This is a genomic window from Sphingobacteriaceae bacterium (genome assembly GCA_002319075.1).
Taxonomy (GTDB): Bacteria; Bacteroidota; Bacteroidia; order B-17B0; family Aurantibacillaceae; genus Aurantibacillus.
On the sequence record NVQB01000001.1, the window covers coordinates 2,641,308 to 2,657,147 of the forward strand.

Consider the following 15,840-nt stretch of genomic DNA (forward strand, 5'->3'; position numbering starts at 1 on the left):
TCAGTATACAAATAAATTTTAAAAATTTTTTTTGGCAAATATTTTTTCGTGTATGCAACAATATCTATTTTAGTCGCCTATGTTCGAAAAACCTGAAATTATTTTATTGAAAGGCTTCTGCGGTTTGCCCTTTGGAACCAGTAAAGACGCTGCTGTAGAGGTTTTTGGACAACCTGAAGAGATCCAGAATTTAACCGACGATATCCTCAATAATAACTCCATGGTTTACCACTATTGGAACGAAGGTTATTCGCTGTTTTTTGACACAAATAAGGATCAAACCTTCTGTAGTGTGGAAATTGACAACCGCGACGCTGTTTTATTCGAAACCAAAGTCTTTAGTTTAAAGGAAAAAGAAATTGTGGAACTGATGAAAAGCAACGGTTATGCTCTTAGCGACTCAGAAGTTCATAAATGGGGTGAAAAACGCATTAGTTTTGATGAAGCAGGACTCGATTGTTATTTCGAAAATAATCGCCTGGTTTCCATTAATTTTGGTGTGCTGGAAACAGAAACGAACTTTTATTACTTCCCCAACTAATTACTCGATTACGATTTTAGTCCGCTCAATTTTATCTTTTGTGCTTAGTTGCATAAAATAACACCCAGGCGGTAAATTTCGTGTTGAAATTTTTAACCCTGTTTTAAAAGGTTCCACTTCTGATTTTTGTAGTTGACCAGCTAAGTTAAAAAGGTCTACATGAGCAATTGGTTCATCGCTGGTGATAACTATAAATCCTTCACTCGCTGGATTTGGAAAAACAAGAAGGTTATTAATCTGATTTGCATTTTCAGGTAATCCGACGGTTGTAACGGTAGTTGTTGTGATCTTATAACTGCACGATTTAATAAGGCAGCCGTCACTCTCTTCTGCTATAACTTTATAAAGGCCAGTGCCCTGTATAGTAACGGTGGGTGTATTGGCAAGGTAGACATTGTTCTTGTACCAAAAATACTTCGTGTAGTTGCCTGCAAGTTTAAAATAGCCATTAGTATGATAGATCGGATCCAATCTTTTTATTCCTCCCAGATTATATTTGCTATGAAAAGCACTTCCAAAAACAGCGCTGTCTCCAAAGGCTCTTAATTTGCTGGCGTCTGTGCCATTCAGAGTTCCAATATAATTTTGCGGCAATGCAAGGGTATCAAAAATCGTAGAAAAAATCACAGAAGCAGTGAGATAGCTTCCCGCGTAAGAAGGATGAGCATCATCAAAATCCCATAAATTTACCGAGGGCAAATGCTTAGAGGCTTTGATCCAGGCTTCTCCTATGGGAGCAATAATTTCTTTCATAGTATCATTTAAAACGCGGTAGTTCACTAAAATTCTTTGAATACATTCAATACCGGTGTTTCCAAAGGGTGGAGAGCCGTTCTTCCATGCCCAGCCTCCGAATAAAACAATTTTGGCGCAATTATTATTCGCTTTCAAAGAGTCCATAATATTCAAATGTCCCTGTACAACTTTACTGGCTCCTGAAAACACAGCAGAATCACGTACAAAACGTCCCTGATTATCTTGTATCACGGCCACATCCCATTTTTTAGAACGGATCAATGAAAATAAAGCGGGATTATTCATGTGCGCCATGGTGCCTTGGGCAGTATCTCCAACTGATACCCCGCCCGGGGCATGCATACCCGTTATTACTTTTATTTTGGCCGAGTCAGCCAAAGCTTTCACCATGGCAGGCATGTTATTGTAAAATGTAAAACTGTTACCGATAAAAAGTATACGGGTAGTGTCTTGCGCTGAAGAAAATGCAACAGATAAAAAACAGAGCAAAGAAAAGAGAGCGTAATTTATTTTCATTTTGTAAAAGTATCAAATCCAAAAATCCTTTTAGCTTTCTTCACTCGCTGAAAGAGACGCTTCCCTAATTGATCGTGTAGGACTTCCATTTATACACCGAAGATTGCACGTGGTTTCAGAATCATTACCACTTATAATTTACCTATTAATTAATTACACTTTATTTAATTTTGAAACGTTATCTTTAACAGTATCCTATACACCCAAACAGTATGAAAAACCCCAATTTTATCTTTCTTACGCTTCTTATTTTAAATATTTCCGCCATAGCTCAAAACTGGAATGTATTCAACACCACTTACCGTTACAATTATAAATATGATAATAGCCAGCTCGTAAGCCAGGTTTTGTTTGCGGACTCAGTGAATTCTGCGACTACCTTTACGATAAATCATCTCAACCGTATAGGTGTGCAATGCAAAGGCAGCTGTCCAACAATTACCACCGCGCTAAATCAGACCCTTGCGATCATTGTTCCAAATATGCCTCAGTTTCTTCAACGGAAAATCATTCAATATAACAATGGTTTTGTGGTGTTACGAGATACCGCAACGTTGGTGCTGCTTCCCAACTGCCAGCCTGGCCAAACATGGGTGTTCGACAGTATCAATACTAAAAATGCAACTTGTGTAAGCAAAAGTTTACAAACAATTTTTGGTCAGCCAGACAGCGTTAAATTAATTATTGTGGACGGAACCGACACTTTGAAATTGAGTAAAGTATTTGGAATACTTCAATTTCCAAAACTATACAATCAGAATAAATACTATCGCTTAGTAGGAATTGAAAACGCGGCGTCCTACGACTTGACTTCGCTTTACGGTGAGAAAGTGCCGAATGCATGGGATTTTTATAATTTTGATGTGGGCGATAAATTTTGTTATAATCAATCTAAGGTGTTTACATCGCTTCAGTATCAATATTGGTGTAAGTCTGGTAATTTTACAATGTTAAATAAAACTATCAGCAACGATTCCTATGTTTACACAGTGCAAGAGAACTGGGACAGCTGCGGCGGTCATCACACCTATGTAGACTCCGAGTTTCAGTCAGGTTCTAACACTGTAAGGACTTACACAGGATTATCTACGCCCATGTATGAAAACACAATGTATCCTGGGAAAGTGATTGGTTCATCCTTCAAATTGAATGCGGGTGCTGAGTATAATATTGCTCGTTTCGGAAGGAATCAAAATGGGATTTTTTTTAAATACACTGGTATTGGTTGCAGCGATACCGTGATTCCCGGAGGTCTTTTGTCTTTTATTCCACAAACCGCTACCTCATGGGGCTACCAGCCCACTCCGAACTACTTAACGCCAGCTTATGTTCTTTTATCAGAAGTATACGGTGTTGGACTCGGTTTATTTGCAAAAAAATATTGGAGTTCTCTTTGGGGAGGTCAGCAGGATTATTGCCAAACCTGCGCTGTAAAGGCAGGAAGTTTGTATCACGGTGCGGAAACATTTGTGAGTGTGAAGGAAGAAACTTATGAAGCAGTAAGTTTTAAGTTGTATCCAAATCCCAATTCTGGTAAATTTAATTTATCAATAGCTAAAACAGCAGCGAATGAGGTGAGGGTTACTTCTGTTTTAGGACAAACTATTTTAAATCTGAAACAAAACTTGAGTGAACAGAACTTAGAACTTGATCTTGGCAATCAATCTACCGGAATTTATTTCGTGCAATTATTAAAAGACGGAAGCTTATTAAAAACTGTAAAGATCATCCGGAATTAGTACTGTTATAGCTTGTTTTAAACGCTTTTAATCACTTTGATAAACGCCTAATAAAGCTTATTTTTACAGTTCAAAAAACTTATCATGCCAGGAACAGAATTATTCGGCGCTGAAGAGCGCAAAGAAATTGAAGATGTATTGTCAACAGGAGTGATGTTTCGTTACAACCACGATGCGCAACGTAACAACATCTGGAAAGCAAAAGATTTTGAAGCGGAAGCTAAAAAGATCACCAACGCAAAATATGCTTTAGCAGTTTCCAACGGTTCTGCAGCTATAATGGCAGCTTTAGCAGCGTCAGGAATCGGTACCGGTGATGAGGTTATTTGTCCTCCCTTCACATATATTGCCACTATCGAAGCTATCTTGTTTTTAGGCGGACTTCCGGTTTTTGCTGAGGTAGATGAAACACTTTGTTTGAGTGCAGAAGGAATTAAGGCTGCTATCACTCCAAAAACAAAAGCAGTTTGTCTTGTACACATGTGTGGCGGTAATGCCAATATGGACGAGATCATGAAAGTGGTAAATGATAACAAGTTAATTTTAGTGGAAGATGCAGGACAAGCATTTGCCTCTTCTTACAAAGGAACTTTCACAGGTTTATTCGGAAAAGCAGGAGCTTATTCTTTTGACTTCTTTAAAATTGCAACTGCCGGCGAAGGTGGAATTTTTGTAACCAACGACGAGCATACTTATAAAATGGCGGATAGTTTTTGTGATCATGGTCACGATCACGTGGGCGATAAACGCGGTATGGAAAACCACCCTATTATTGGGTTTAACTTCCGTATCAGCGAATTACACGCAGCTGTGGGAGCAGCTCAAACCCGTAAGGTGCCGCATATTCTGACTACCAACCGTAAACATAAAAAATTCATGCAGGATCAACTTTCTAAAACGGAAGGCATTGGTTTTGCAAAATTAGGGGATGAAAGCGGCGACTCTGCTACGTTTTTAAACATCTTACTGCCTACAACAGAAATTGCACAACGCGTGGTGGATGAATTCAACAAAGCGGGTGTAGCGGGATTTGATTACTGGTTTAAAAACATGTACCATTTTATCAATCAATGGGATCATATTAAAGGGTTGAAAACGGCTTCAAAATTACCCGTTGCTGTATTAGGCGCTCCTCAGGATTATAATAATTTGGATCTTCCAAAAACACAGGCAGTCATCGGACGATTAATTTCATTCGGTGTGAAAACGGCGTGGACAGAAGAATATATGACGGAGATGGCAAATAAAATTTCCTCTTGTGTAAAGAAAGCAATGACGCCTGTTAATGCATAATAGGATTTAAATTTTTTTACGATCCACCTGTAGATCTCTGCAGGTGGATTTTTATTTTAAGTGTCTTCAGAAAACAAACATATCAAAGAATTAGGCCATGCCCTGGAGCCTTTTGCTGTCAGCACAGTCCTGGCTGGCGAAATAATTACTTTTAGTAAGACAAGTAAAAAAATTAAATTCATTTTAGCTGGAAAAGATTTTGACTCTGAAAAATATAAGGAGGAAGTGGTTATTTATGAAGATCAATTAAAAAGATCTCCTGAAAAAATAAAGGCTTTGGTTCTTTCTAAATTGCAAGCCAATAAAACTATTTACGCGAGAAACTGTGAGGTGAGAAAAATAGATAAGGAAACGGCTGTTAATTTTTTGGAAAACTATCATCTGATGAATTCTACACAAAGTGGTTTTAATTTTGGATTGTTTTATTTGGATGAATTAGTCGCAGTAGCCTCCTTTTCAAAAGGAAGAAAGATGAACCGCCTGAGGGAAGATCAGCGTTCTTTTGAGTTAATAAGATTTTGTTGTAAGAGCGGGATCACTATTACAGGTGGCCTAAGCAAATTGATAAAAAACTTTTGCGAAGAGAAAAAAGCGGGCGATGTAATGACCTATGTAGATAAAGATTTGTCTGATGGAACCTCGTTTATTCGCGCGGGTTTTAAAAAGCACAGCGAAACAGAAGCCACTTATTTCCTGGTAAACAGAGTTACTTTTGAGCGAAACATGGCAACTAAGGATGAACTTTATGATGCAAAGAAATTTTACCGGATCAAAAATTCGGGCAATGTAAAATTAGTTTATACACCTTGACAAAACATAATTGCATAGTCGTATTGGGCCCTACCGCTAGTGGCAAGACACACCTTGCCTGCAAGCTCGCCTATGAATTAAGCGGAGAAGTGATAAGCGCCGACTCGCGCCAGGTGTACAAGGGTTTAGATATTGGAACAGGAAAAGATCTCCAGGAATACCTGGTGAATGGCAGGCAAATTCCTTATCATTTAATTGATATTGCCGAACCGGGAGAGCAATTTTATTTACATCAGTTCACTGAAAAATTAAAAAGTGCGTTTTTAGATATTCGGTTAAGAAATCAAATCCCAATCATTTGTGGCGGTACAGGGTTATATTTGGATGCTTTAAAAAAGGATTTTTCTTTCACACAGATAAAAGAGAACGAAAGTTTAAGAGAAGAACTGGAATTCTTACAGAAAGAAGATTTACTAACGCGTTTAGATAGATACCCGGTAGAGTTTACAAAACAAGTAGACCGTAATTCGAAAAAAAGAATCATCCGGGGAATAGAAATTGCCGAACACTTTTCAAAGCATGGAAAAGATATTTCCTATATGGAGCTTCCCTATAAACCTTATTACATAGGTATTGCCACAGAAGTGGAAGAAAGAAAAAAACACATATCTGAACGTTTGAAAAAAAGATTGAATGAAGGATTAATTGCTGAGGTGGAGAATTTGATATCCTCAGGTATCAGTCATGAGCGCTTACATTTATTCGGACTCGAATACAAGTTCGTTTCTTCTTACCTGAAAAAAGAAATTACCAAAGAAGAATTATTTACGCGTCTTCAAACGGCTATTTTTCAATTTGCAAAGAGGCAAATGACCTGGTTCAGAAAAATGGAGAAGGAAGGGGTAGAAATACATTGGGTGGAAAAAACTAATAGCGATCAAATCATTGAAAATCTAAGGACCGAATTTGATTTTTCTTAAGGAATTGAATCTTTTAAGACTTCAATGCTCACTTTTGTTAAGCCTGCTTTTACAAAATTTAATTGTTTAGCGGCTCGTCTGGTAAGATCGATGATGCGTTTTGATTTTTTCGGAAGACGATCATTTATCCTGACGATAACAACGCTGTCATTTTTTAAGTTGGTTACTTTCACTTTAGTTCCGAATGGTAGCGTTTTGTGGGCTGCGGTAAGACTATCGTTTCTGAACTTTTCACCGCAACTGCATTTTCGTCCTTCGAATTTTTTAGCGTAATAACTTGCAATGCCAATTTGTTTTGGCAGGGAGTCACTCTGACCATAGAAAATGCCCACTTTAGCAAATAAAACTAATAAAAGAATTAACCTCATTAAATTAAAGATAAGAAATTGCAGCAGATTCAATTTATATTAATTCTTAACGAATCATAAAAAAGAATTACTTTCAAAACGGAATTATGAAAAGGATAACGGGTATCGGTTTACTGTTTCTTCTTATTGTCTTTTGCGTATTGATGATACGATTAACGCTGCCCTATTTTTCTATGCGCTATGATGTGGATTTTCTTTTAACCAAACAAAAAATCATCCACTTAAAAGTATGGCGCTATGCTTTTTACTTGCATATTTTTTTGAGCATCTTTGCTTTAATTGCCGGTTTTACGCAGTTTTCGGTCTATGTCCTAAAGAAACACAAGCGGCTTCATCGGCTTATGGGCTACATTTATGTAACAGACGTTTTGCTTCTTGCCGGGCCTGCAGGATTGGTAATGTCTTTTTTTGCGAATGGAACTGCACTCGCCAAAACAAGCTTTGTCTTATTATCTGTTTTATGGATTTTGTTTACAACAATTGCACTTATTAAAGTAAAAAGGCAAGAGTTTAAAGCGCACCAAAACTGGATGATTAGAAGTTATGCTTTAACCCTGTCAGCTATTAGTTTAAGATTGTATGCAGTTCTATTCCCGAAATTTTTTCACATCAATGCTTTTGACCAGTATGCCCTGATGGCCTGGTTAAGCTGGACAATAAATCTTTTAATTGCCGAATACATTATTTATAAAAAACGGAACGGTCAGGGTTTATTTTCTGCGGCAGTCATCTCAGCAGGCGTGTGGGTTTCTTTCACACTATTTTCTTTAGTGATCTTGTAAGTTTGATGATTCGTTTGCTCCTTAGAAACAACTTTATTGTTGGCGTATCCTTTTTCAAGTGGGTCAAATTGCCAATTCGTTTTGTAAGTCACCACTTCGAGACTGTAATCTTCAAATAGCGTGAAACCCTTGCTTTCAAGAGGAGAACAAAAACATCCAATCTCTTGTTGACTTATTACTTTACCCAAAGAATCATAGACTATCAGGTTAACGGAAACCGGGTTTAATGTATCGGCTATAACCTGGTATGATTTATAAATGACAGCCTGACCGCCTTCGGAAGCAAAAGTGCCCACATACATGTACTCATTCGATACGTCTCTTGAGAACCTTGAACTCTCCATGCCCGGAATGAAAGCGGCAAAGTCATAATTAATGTAACGGTCGAAATTAAAAGAGGAAGCAGAGTCGCTAATCATAGAAAAGGGTAAGCGGATTTTCGGAGTTTCTTTTATAAAAGCAGCAAATAATTTTTTCCTTAGCTTTTCATCATCTCCATAATAAGTAACCAATAGTGATTGATAGGATTGGTTGTCGGCTAAAAACTCAAATAATTTCTCTTCTGTAATTCTGTCTTTCATCGCAAATCCTTGTTCTGCAGCTGACATTAGGTATTCAATACACGCAGTTGTGTCTTTCTTAGAAGCAGAAACGAGCGCTGAATTAAAAGATACTTCATCATAGTTTATTCTTCCATAAAGGGAATAATTAGTACTGTCTGCCAAAGCAAGTTGGCCACTCTTTAAATAGGCTTTAAAAAGATGAAGATAATTTTTTTCATCCGGATAATAATAAATGGCTTCTTTAAAATATTCAACACTTGCCAATGCATCATTTTTATTAGCCAACAAATCCAGTCCTGTCATAAATAATCTGCGGCTTTCTGCTTTTTGCTGAAGTCCTGCGTTTTCTAAAGATGCGGTAATAGAATCTGGCCTGTATATGTTTTCGGGAAGCAGTGCGTAGGGTATCGCTGTCTTTTTTTCAATATGAGCAACCTCTGTTTTTTCTCCGGAACAGGCAGATAGAATGTAAACTAATGCGATAGCCAAATACAAGTTAAATGGATTCATGGGATAGGTTTAAGTTAGAATTACCAATGGGTTTTAACACAATAATAAGAGAATAAAGTAAAGCGTCAAAATCAAGTTTTTATACTTATAAATTTGCTTTTTGTTATATTTACTCGGACAAGTCGCCCTAAAATTAATTTAGCACACACTAAATAATTGACAGTGAGATAGCCGTCCTCGAAAAAGAGCACTCTTCAGGCTATTCCATGTGACAATTTAAAAGCAATAAAACGACACATGAAAAAACAATTTATTTACCTCTCGGTATTTTTTACGCTTACAATTGGTATTGCAGGCTATTTGTGGCCATTGGCCCTATGGTTATACGTTGTGGCTATCCCCATTATCCTGATTGGAATAATGGATATGACGCAAACTAAACAAACATTAAAAAGAAACTTTCCGGTTGTTGGAAGAATGCGTTGGTGGGCAGAATGGATGCGACCGAAAGTTTACCAGTATTTTGTTGAATCGGATATGAGCGGTGCGCCTTACAATCGCCTCAGCAGAAATGTGATTTATCAACGTGCAAAACGCGTTACAGATAGTACTCCCTTTGGAACGCAATTAAATGTTTATGAAACAGGATACGAGTGGTTAAATCATTCTATCAATCCTCTGCCATTAGATCATGGGGAGCATGATCCGCGGGTTCTGGTAGGGGGACCAGATTGTAAACAACCTTACTCTGCCAGTATTTTTAATATTTCTGCTATGAGTTTTGGATCGCTGAGTCAAAACGCTATTATGGCATTGAACGGCGGCGCTAAGCTGGGTGGCTTTGCGCACAACACTGGCGAAGGGGGATTAAGTCCTTATCACTTAAAACCAGGTGGAGATATTATCTGGCAAATTGGTACGGGGTATTTTGGTTGCAGAAACATGGATGGCACTTTTAATTTTGAGGCTTTTGCAGAGCGTGCTGTTTACCCGGAAGTAAAAATGATTGAGATAAAATTATCACAGGGTGCGAAGCCGGGTCATGGTGGCATTTTACCGGCAGCTAAAGTTACAGAGGAGATAGCAAAAATTCGTTTAGTAGAAAAAGGAAAAGATGTTTTATCACCTTCGTACCATAAAGCATTTGGTACGCCTTTAGAACTGGTTGGCTTTATAAAAAGGTTGAGAGATCTGAGCGGCGGCAAACCAGTTGGATTTAAATTGTGCATCGGACAAAAGAGTCAGTTCATAGCCATCTGCAAAGCCATGATAAAAACCGGAATCATGCCGGATTTTATTACGGTTGATGGGGGAGAAGGAGGAACAGGAGCGGCTCCGATTGAATTTAGTAATTCGGTAGGGATGCCTTTGCGAGAAGGACTCGCCTTTGTGCACGATGCCTTACATGGATTTGGAATAAAAAAACACATTCGCATTATTGCTTCAGGAAAAGTACATACAGGGTTTGATCTCGTGAAAAATTTTGCCCTTGGTGCAGACATGTGCAATGGCGCGCGTGCTATGCTGATGGCCGTTGGCTGTATCCAGGCACTGGAGTGTAACACCAATACGTGTCCAACCGGTGTAGCTACACAAAATCCAGCTTTGTGGAAAGGTTTGGACGTGAACGATAAAAAAGTGCGTGTAAGAAATTACCATCATGAAACGGTGAAAGCCTGCGTAGAATTAATGTCGGCTGCCGGCATCAAACATTCGGATGATCTTCACCGTTCGCATATATACAGGAGAGTGAGTGCCAACCAAATTCAGACTTATGCAGAAATGTATCCGTATTTATTAAAAGGCTCTTTACTGGAAGCTCCGTATCCTAAAGGCTGGGAGCTTGAGGTAATGCATGCTACAGAAGAGTCATTTGATAATATGGTGAAGATGGCGCAATAAATGAATGACGAGGAAAATGATATGCATAATGATCCCAAAAATTGGAAATGGGGCTTTATTTATTTTAATCCAGACGATACCAGGATAGTTGTCTTGAAACGTAATCCCTTATTTGGTGTAACATTAAATTTTGGACATCCTGACTTAGGAAGAGCTTTCATGATTGGCATACTGATAGTGTTGGTGATGTGGATAGTTTCTAACTCCTTTAAGTAAGTTTATATGTTAGTGAGACTGTCTATCTTAATTTTTTTCATGGGCCTGAGAGGATTTTCTCAAAAGGATTCCACTTTGTATCTAGACTCTAATTCTCTGTCTGGTTTATTTGATAATCAAGTCGTATATTCTGTTGTAGACTCTCTCCCACAGTATCCGGGCGGGTTGGCAGCATTTGTCCGATACTTTCATAAGGATATATCCTATCCATCTGCAACAAGCGATGTGATATCATCGTCTATTAAAATAAGTTTTATTGTTGACACTTTAGGAGCAATACAAAATGTTTTTGTCTCTAAGAATTCAATGGGACCCGATTTCGAAAAGCAAATAAAAGACGTTTTGAAAAGAAGTACTAACTGGAAGCCAGCAATTTCAAACAATAAAAAAGTTTGTTCACGCCTCACTTTTCCAATAAGAATACACTATCGTTAGTCAATATAACTTCAGAACGCTGAACGGTCGAGGCCTAGAACCGAATCACCGTCACCGCTACATCATCTACCTGATCTAATTCTTTTTTCCAGGCAATAAAATTTTGTTGAAGCGATTCGATTTGTTTTTCGACGGTGAGATTCGCTACCGAAATTAAAAACTCTTTTAAAGATTTGTTTTTGTATTTTTTTCCTCTCAAACCCCCGAATTGATCTCCATAACCATCCGTAAAAAGGTAAACAAAAGATCCTTTTGCAATGTCTAATTCATGTGTCTGAAATTCTTTAGAGTTTTCATAAAAAGCTACAGGCTGCTTGTCTGCTTTTATTTCTGCAAGTTCTTTATGATTAAAAATCCACACATGATTGTTTGCACCGGCCCAACTAACTTTTTTAGTTTGATCATTGATTGCAATTAAGGAACAATCCATGCCGTCTTTAATGTTTTGTTGTGTGGCATTAAGACTTTCAATAACTATTTGCCGTGTTTTTGTTAGAATAGCGCCGGGTTGTGTCAATCCAAATTCCGTAATAGATTTTCTCAAAGCCTGGTGACACACTACTGACATCAAAGCTCCGGGAATTCCATGTCCGGTACAATCGCAAACTGCAAAGAAAGTATAGCCATTGTGTTTTTCAAAGAAATAAAAATCGCCACCAATAATATCTTTTGGCATGTAAAGAATATCGAGGTTCAATTCCTTTTTAATGTCGTTGAGTTGTGGCAAAATGGCAGCTTGCAGACGTTTTGCGTAATTTATAGAGTCAAGGATCTCCTGGTTTTTTAATTCAACGATCTGTTTTTGCCGCTCAATAATTCGTTTCTGCCTGTTCGTTAAAATAAAACGATTCAAAATAAAAATCGCGAACACAATAATCACCGCCAGAATTGCGAACAACATGATGCGGAAATATTTTTCTTTAGTAAGGCGGGCTGACGCAACTTCCAGCTCACTATCTTTTAATTTTTCTTTGGTCTCAAAACGCAGGCTGTCGGCCACATGCTTACGCTCATAATCAAATTCCAGTTGTTGTTGCTGGATCTGATGCACTTTGACGTATTTATCATTTGAATCTTTGTAATCCAAATGTTTGTCTATCATGCCGGCAAATTTTGGATAGTCTTTTCTTTGCTCATAAATTTTTGCGATGGCAAAACTTAAATACGCAAGATTGTTATAGGTTTTTTCTTTGTAACTGATGTCATAGGCCTTCTTAAAATGAGTCAGCGCCTTGTCACTCTGCTTTAAAAAATTATACTCATCAGCAATGTTTATGAGAACCGTGATCTCATCATTGGTGACCGTTGCGAGAGGGAGTGTTTCTAAAAATCGTTCGAGGGCTGCTTGATGCTCACCAGCCTGTGACAGAAGGAGTCCTTCATTTAAATGGTAATTAAACTTTGCATTGCTGCTACTCCGGTTGTTGATGAAGCGTTTCGCCTCTCCTGAAAAATATCTCGCTGAATCAAGCAGTTTTAAATTGCGAAAGCTTGTACTCAGGTTGGTGTTTGAGATGATAAGTAAATTTGTGTCTCTCTGAGATTCAGCTAATTTTTTTGCCTTATAGAGATAAAAATTTGATTTTCGGATGTTTCCTATACTTCTGTAAACCTGCGCACAGTTAAAATAAAGGTTTCCGGCACTTGCAAAATTATTTGTTTCCTCTGCTATTTGAAGGCTCTTTAAAAAATAAGGTAAGGCTTTATTTAAAAGCTCGTTATTAAGATACGCTACGCCAATATTATTAAGGGCGAGCTGCATACCTCTTTTATAGTTTATTTTTTCAGAGAGGTCGTAGCTTTTTTGCTGGTGCTCGATGGAGGTTTTAATGTCGCCGATATTCGTATAGGTAATTCCCAAACGTCTGTGAGCAATACTCAGGCGCTTTATATCATTGGTTTTTGTAGAAAGTTCAATGGCTTTTTTGGCAAAATAAATTGAAGAATCCGGCACATCATAACTGTAAATGGGCCAGACCAATTCATTATATACATTAATTAATGTAGTGTCTGACGGATTTGTTTTTAGCAAATCGAGGAGTTCTTTTTTCGAATAACCATCTTGCGCTCTTAACGAGAAACTTGAAAGAGTTAGAACAAAGAGAATTAGGCGCTGATACATCCATATAAAAATAATGCAAAATCTTTAAGAGCAAAAATTATCTTTTAAAGAAAAGAACCTGTTTTATCTATGGACATTACCGTTTTTATTCCAGGTTAATTCTTAACGATACGGTGTACTGACTGCTTGGAGTCATTACTTACTTTTATAAAATAAACGCCATTGCTTAATGTGGTGAGATCTAGCGTTTCCATCAACTGAGATTTATTTGTGTAGTTATTTTGAAGAACCACATGGCCGAGTAAATCTACTACTGTTACAACCGTTGCATCAGAGCTGTTTAAATGGCCTACTCTAAAAGAAAAATGGTCGGCAAAAGGATTGGGCCACACGCTTAAACCCATCGGGTTATTTTCTGAAATCTGGCTGATACCTACAAGATTCACAGGTCCATTAGAAATGGTGAAATTATTATTGCTAACATCGTAAAAAATATTACCAATACTTTCAATTTTAATTCTGCAGGTAGTTGTGGTGCTTGCAAGTGCAGGAACCGTAATTGCTTCATAACCATCGTTTGGAGTAGAAGATATAAAAACAGAGTAATTCGCTCCTGAATCATAAGAGATATATACGCGAACTGAATCACAACTTACAGGAGCGTGGTCTGTTCCGTTTACGTCCCATGATAAAGCCTCCGAAGTGCCCGCAGGCCATATAATGCCACCGGTGCTTGGATAAGTTAGCATAAAAGGTCCGGCATTATCCAGCGTAACTTTTGCACTGGCGTAGCAGGAACCGCCTCCACCCATTTTTTTATCGCGGGCTGTAAGTCTGAAGTTTAGCACCTGTGGTGTCTTTGGCAGGTATTCACCAATTGTATTTGTAAAATTTCCGCTGGCAGCAACCGATTTTTTTGGAAAGTAGCGGGAGTATTCGGTAGCAGTAGTTGAAAGGGAGTCTGGCGCGTACGATCTGAAAAACGGCGCTGTACCGGTACTCCAGTTTCCTCCGGAAACGCCCGCATCCGTCTCCTCCCATGAATAGTAAAGTTTATCCCCATCCTGATCGGTTGCGCTTCCGGTCATTATAAAAGGTGTAGAAAAGGGAATAATGTAATTTCCATTGGTAGTCACCACAGGCGGATTATTTCCGGTGGTAGTCGTAACAGCACAACTGTTGCCGCTTCCGGAGGTAGAGAAGTTTACAATCTCGTCGTAACTGATGGCATGAAAATATGCTATGCTATGATTGGATACATCATTTGGCGAACAGATTCCTGCATAAGCCATAATTGTAATTCCACTTCCTGGTTCTACAGAAGTGCCTGCATTTCTATTGCCTGAGCAACTTCCGGTTAAAGCATTAAAGGTATGATTGCCCCTGAACTGGTGACCGATCTCATGAGCCACATAATCAATGTCGTAAGGATCTCCAACAGGATAGGAGCTTCCGGTGATGCCACTCGCCTTGCTTTGCGCATTACAAACGCATCCGAGATTGGCAAGACCCCCGCCTCCGGTGCTAAAAGTATGTCCGATATCAAAATTCGCAGTACCAATGTTGTTGGTAATAACAGTTTGACTTTCGCCGATTAAAGTATTGGAGTTATTGTTGCCTGTAAAAGGATCATTCGCCGCGGAAGTAAAAATGATTAAAGTTTCGGTGGGAACGAGCACCATACGGATGGCCACTTCTCTTTCATAAACGCCATCCACGCGGTTTACACTGGTTACAATTTTAGCAAGGGTTTGAGCTACTGTAGGAATAACGGTACCCGTAGAGCCAGTAGCAGCCTTTGCATATTCTTTTGTACAGGCTACGGCAAGACGGTAAGTGCGTAGTTGAGCGCCTACGCAAGGCGATGCATTTTGTTTGCCCGCTGAAAAACTCGGTTCCATTGGAAAACCATCTGGTATAAGGGTTAAACCATCTTCGGTCATAGCATGTGCTGGATCTTTTGCAAAATCACTTACATAATAACTGATATAGTCTTTTGAATTTCCTAAACAATAAGGATCAATATAATAATCGCCGCGCGCCGAAAAAATCATACCATGAAAGCCATATTGATTCCAGTCTACTCTTCCTGTTGCATGAGGATCATCGATGCCTTTCACAATAAATGTTTTAATCTGCGGATAGGCAAGCGAAAGTTCTTCTGCCATAACCGGACTTTCGATCACTTTAAATTTTTGAATGGAACCACTGGGTGTCGGAAGATATATAACTGTATTACTTAGTTCTACTCTTGTATTTTTTTCATGTGGCGCCTGGTAAAGTTTTTCACGAAGGTCTTCTCCAATCAAAGAAAAGGTTTTAAATTTTTGTGGAATAATTTGTCTCACTCCTGTAACGCGAATAGAACTTTCGTTAGTAGTTGACCAGAAAGTGGTATTTTGAGAAAATAGATCAGCGCTAAAAAATAAAATTAAAGCGGTTACAAGGAGGTATAAGTGTTTCATGAAAAATTTGCTTATAACCAAA

General features: G+C 38.4%; 14 protein-coding genes. 9 read left to right on the top strand and 5 right to left on the bottom strand.

The features are described from left to right. Positions 1-79: 79 nt before the first annotated feature. The gene (locus tag CNR22_11415) at positions 80-541 is read left to right on the top strand and encodes a hypothetical protein (GenBank protein PBQ32352.1); all 462 of its coding nucleotides are present in this window, start codon (positions 80-82) and stop codon (positions 539-541) included. Here CNR22_11415 and CNR22_11420 read toward each other — a convergent pair whose 3' ends face one another. Then, positions 542-1,813 (bottom strand): hypothetical protein, encoded by a 1,272-nt coding sequence (locus CNR22_11420; GenBank protein PBQ32353.1) that lies wholly within the window; start codon positions 1,811-1,813, stop codon positions 542-544. 212 nt (positions 1,814-2,025) lie between these two features. On the opposite strand from CNR22_11420, the gene CNR22_11425 reads away from it, so the two are divergent. The 4 genes from CNR22_11425 (at position 2,026) to CNR22_11440 (ending at position 6,575) form a co-directional block, all read left to right on the top strand. Next, a complete protein-coding gene (locus CNR22_11425; GenBank protein ID PBQ32354.1) occupies positions 2,026-3,552 on the top strand; it encodes a hypothetical protein in 1,527 nt (508 codons plus the stop codon). Between the two features lie 84 nt (positions 3,553-3,636). Continuing rightward, positions 3,637-4,845, top strand: a complete 1,209-nt coding sequence (locus CNR22_11430) for an L-glutamine--2-deoxy-scyllo-inosose aminotransferase KanB (protein ID PBQ32355.1) — start codon at positions 3,637-3,639, stop codon at positions 4,843-4,845. A 60-nt stretch (positions 4,846-4,905) separates the two neighbouring features. Next, on the top strand, positions 4,906-5,655 hold the full coding sequence (locus tag CNR22_11435) for a hypothetical protein (GenBank protein PBQ32356.1): 750 nt from the start codon (positions 4,906-4,908) through the stop codon (positions 5,653-5,655). Further along, the gene (locus tag CNR22_11440) at positions 5,604-6,575 is read left to right on the top strand and encodes a tRNA (adenosine(37)-N6)-dimethylallyltransferase MiaA (protein ID PBQ32357.1); all 972 of its coding nucleotides are present in this window, start codon (positions 5,604-5,606) and stop codon (positions 6,573-6,575) included. The genes CNR22_11435 and CNR22_11440 overlap by 52 nt, the downstream gene beginning before the upstream one ends. On the opposite strand, the gene CNR22_11445 is transcribed toward CNR22_11440, so the two are convergent. Further along, the gene (locus CNR22_11445) at positions 6,572-6,943 is read right to left on the bottom strand and encodes a septal ring lytic transglycosylase RlpA family lipoprotein (protein PBQ32358.1); all 372 of its coding nucleotides are present in this window, start codon (positions 6,941-6,943) and stop codon (positions 6,572-6,574) included. The two genes, CNR22_11440 and CNR22_11445, sit on opposite strands and share 4 nt — an antisense overlap. A gap of 86 nt (positions 6,944-7,029) precedes the next feature. Here CNR22_11445 and CNR22_11450 point away from each other — a divergent pair, with 86 nt between their 5' ends. Next, complete coding sequence (locus CNR22_11450) at positions 7,030-7,725, top strand: hypothetical protein (protein PBQ32359.1); 696 nt, start codon at positions 7,030-7,032, stop codon at positions 7,723-7,725. Here CNR22_11450 and CNR22_11455 read toward each other — a convergent pair. Continuing rightward, positions 7,647-8,798 carry a hypothetical protein gene (locus CNR22_11455; GenBank protein ID PBQ32360.1) on the bottom strand — a complete coding sequence of 384 codons (1,152 nt, stop codon included), beginning with the start codon at positions 8,796-8,798 and terminating at the stop codon, positions 7,647-7,649. The two genes, CNR22_11450 and CNR22_11455, sit on opposite strands and share 79 nt — an antisense overlap. Positions 8,799-9,035: 237 nt before the next feature. Between CNR22_11455 and CNR22_11460 the strand changes: the two genes are divergently transcribed. From CNR22_11460 to CNR22_11470, 3 genes are read left to right on the top strand one after another with little or no spacing between them, the layout of a single operon-like run. Beyond that, a complete protein-coding gene (locus CNR22_11460) occupies positions 9,036-10,640 on the top strand; it encodes an FMN-binding glutamate synthase family protein (protein ID PBQ32361.1) in 1,605 nt (534 codons plus the stop codon). Beyond that, positions 10,641-10,856, top strand: a complete 216-nt coding sequence (locus tag CNR22_11465; protein PBQ32362.1) for a hypothetical protein — start codon at positions 10,641-10,643, stop codon at positions 10,854-10,856. Between the two features lie 6 nt (positions 10,857-10,862). Next, the gene (locus CNR22_11470) at positions 10,863-11,291 is read left to right on the top strand and encodes a hypothetical protein (protein PBQ32363.1); all 429 of its coding nucleotides are present in this window, start codon (positions 10,863-10,865) and stop codon (positions 11,289-11,291) included. A 34-nt stretch (positions 11,292-11,325) separates the two neighbouring features. Here the strand turns inward: CNR22_11470 and CNR22_11475 are convergent, their stop codons facing one another. Together CNR22_11475 and CNR22_11480 are read right to left on the bottom strand one after the other, a co-directional pair. Beyond that, positions 11,326-13,413 carry a hypothetical protein gene (locus tag CNR22_11475; GenBank protein ID PBQ32364.1) on the bottom strand — a complete coding sequence of 696 codons (2,088 nt, stop codon included), beginning with the start codon at positions 13,411-13,413 and terminating at the stop codon, positions 11,326-11,328. A gap of 95 nt (positions 13,414-13,508) precedes the next feature. Next, a complete protein-coding gene (locus CNR22_11480) occupies positions 13,509-15,818 on the bottom strand; it encodes a hypothetical protein (GenBank protein PBQ32365.1) in 2,310 nt (769 codons plus the stop codon). Between the last annotated feature and the right edge of the window lie 22 nt (positions 15,819-15,840).

Bases quoted from the DNA above. Each gene is read 5' to 3' on its own strand.
- CNR22_11415 (PBQ32352.1), top strand. From the start codon at position 80: ATGTTCGAAAAACCTGAAATTATTTTATTGAAAGGCTTCTGCGGTTTG.
- CNR22_11425 (PBQ32354.1), top strand. From the start codon at position 2,026: ATGAAAAACCCCAATTTTATCTTTCTTACGCTTCTTATTTTAAATATT.
- CNR22_11460 (PBQ32361.1), top strand. From the start codon at position 9,036: ATGAAAAAACAATTTATTTACCTCTCGGTATTTTTTACGCTTACAATT.
- CNR22_11465 (PBQ32362.1), top strand. From the start codon at position 10,641: ATGAATGACGAGGAAAATGATATGCATAATGATCCCAAAAATTGGAAA.
- CNR22_11480 (PBQ32365.1), bottom strand. From the start codon at position 15,818: ATGAAACACTTATACCTCCTTGTAACCGCTTTAATTTTATTTTTTAGC.
- CNR22_11455 (PBQ32360.1), bottom strand. From the start codon at position 8,798: ATGAATCCATTTAACTTGTATTTGGCTATCGCATTAGTTTACATTCTA.
- CNR22_11420 (PBQ32353.1), bottom strand. From the start codon at position 1,813: ATGAAAATAAATTACGCTCTCTTTTCTTTGCTCTGTTTTTTATCTGTT.
- CNR22_11470 (PBQ32363.1), top strand. From the start codon at position 10,863: ATGTTAGTGAGACTGTCTATCTTAATTTTTTTCATGGGCCTGAGAGGA.
- CNR22_11430 (PBQ32355.1), top strand. From the start codon at position 3,637: ATGCCAGGAACAGAATTATTCGGCGCTGAAGAGCGCAAAGAAATTGAA.
- CNR22_11445 (PBQ32358.1), bottom strand. From the start codon at position 6,943: ATGAGGTTAATTCTTTTATTAGTTTTATTTGCTAAAGTGGGCATTTTC.
- CNR22_11475 (PBQ32364.1), bottom strand. From the start codon at position 13,413: ATGTATCAGCGCCTAATTCTCTTTGTTCTAACTCTTTCAAGTTTCTCG.
- CNR22_11450 (PBQ32359.1), top strand. From the start codon at position 7,030: ATGAAAAGGATAACGGGTATCGGTTTACTGTTTCTTCTTATTGTCTTT.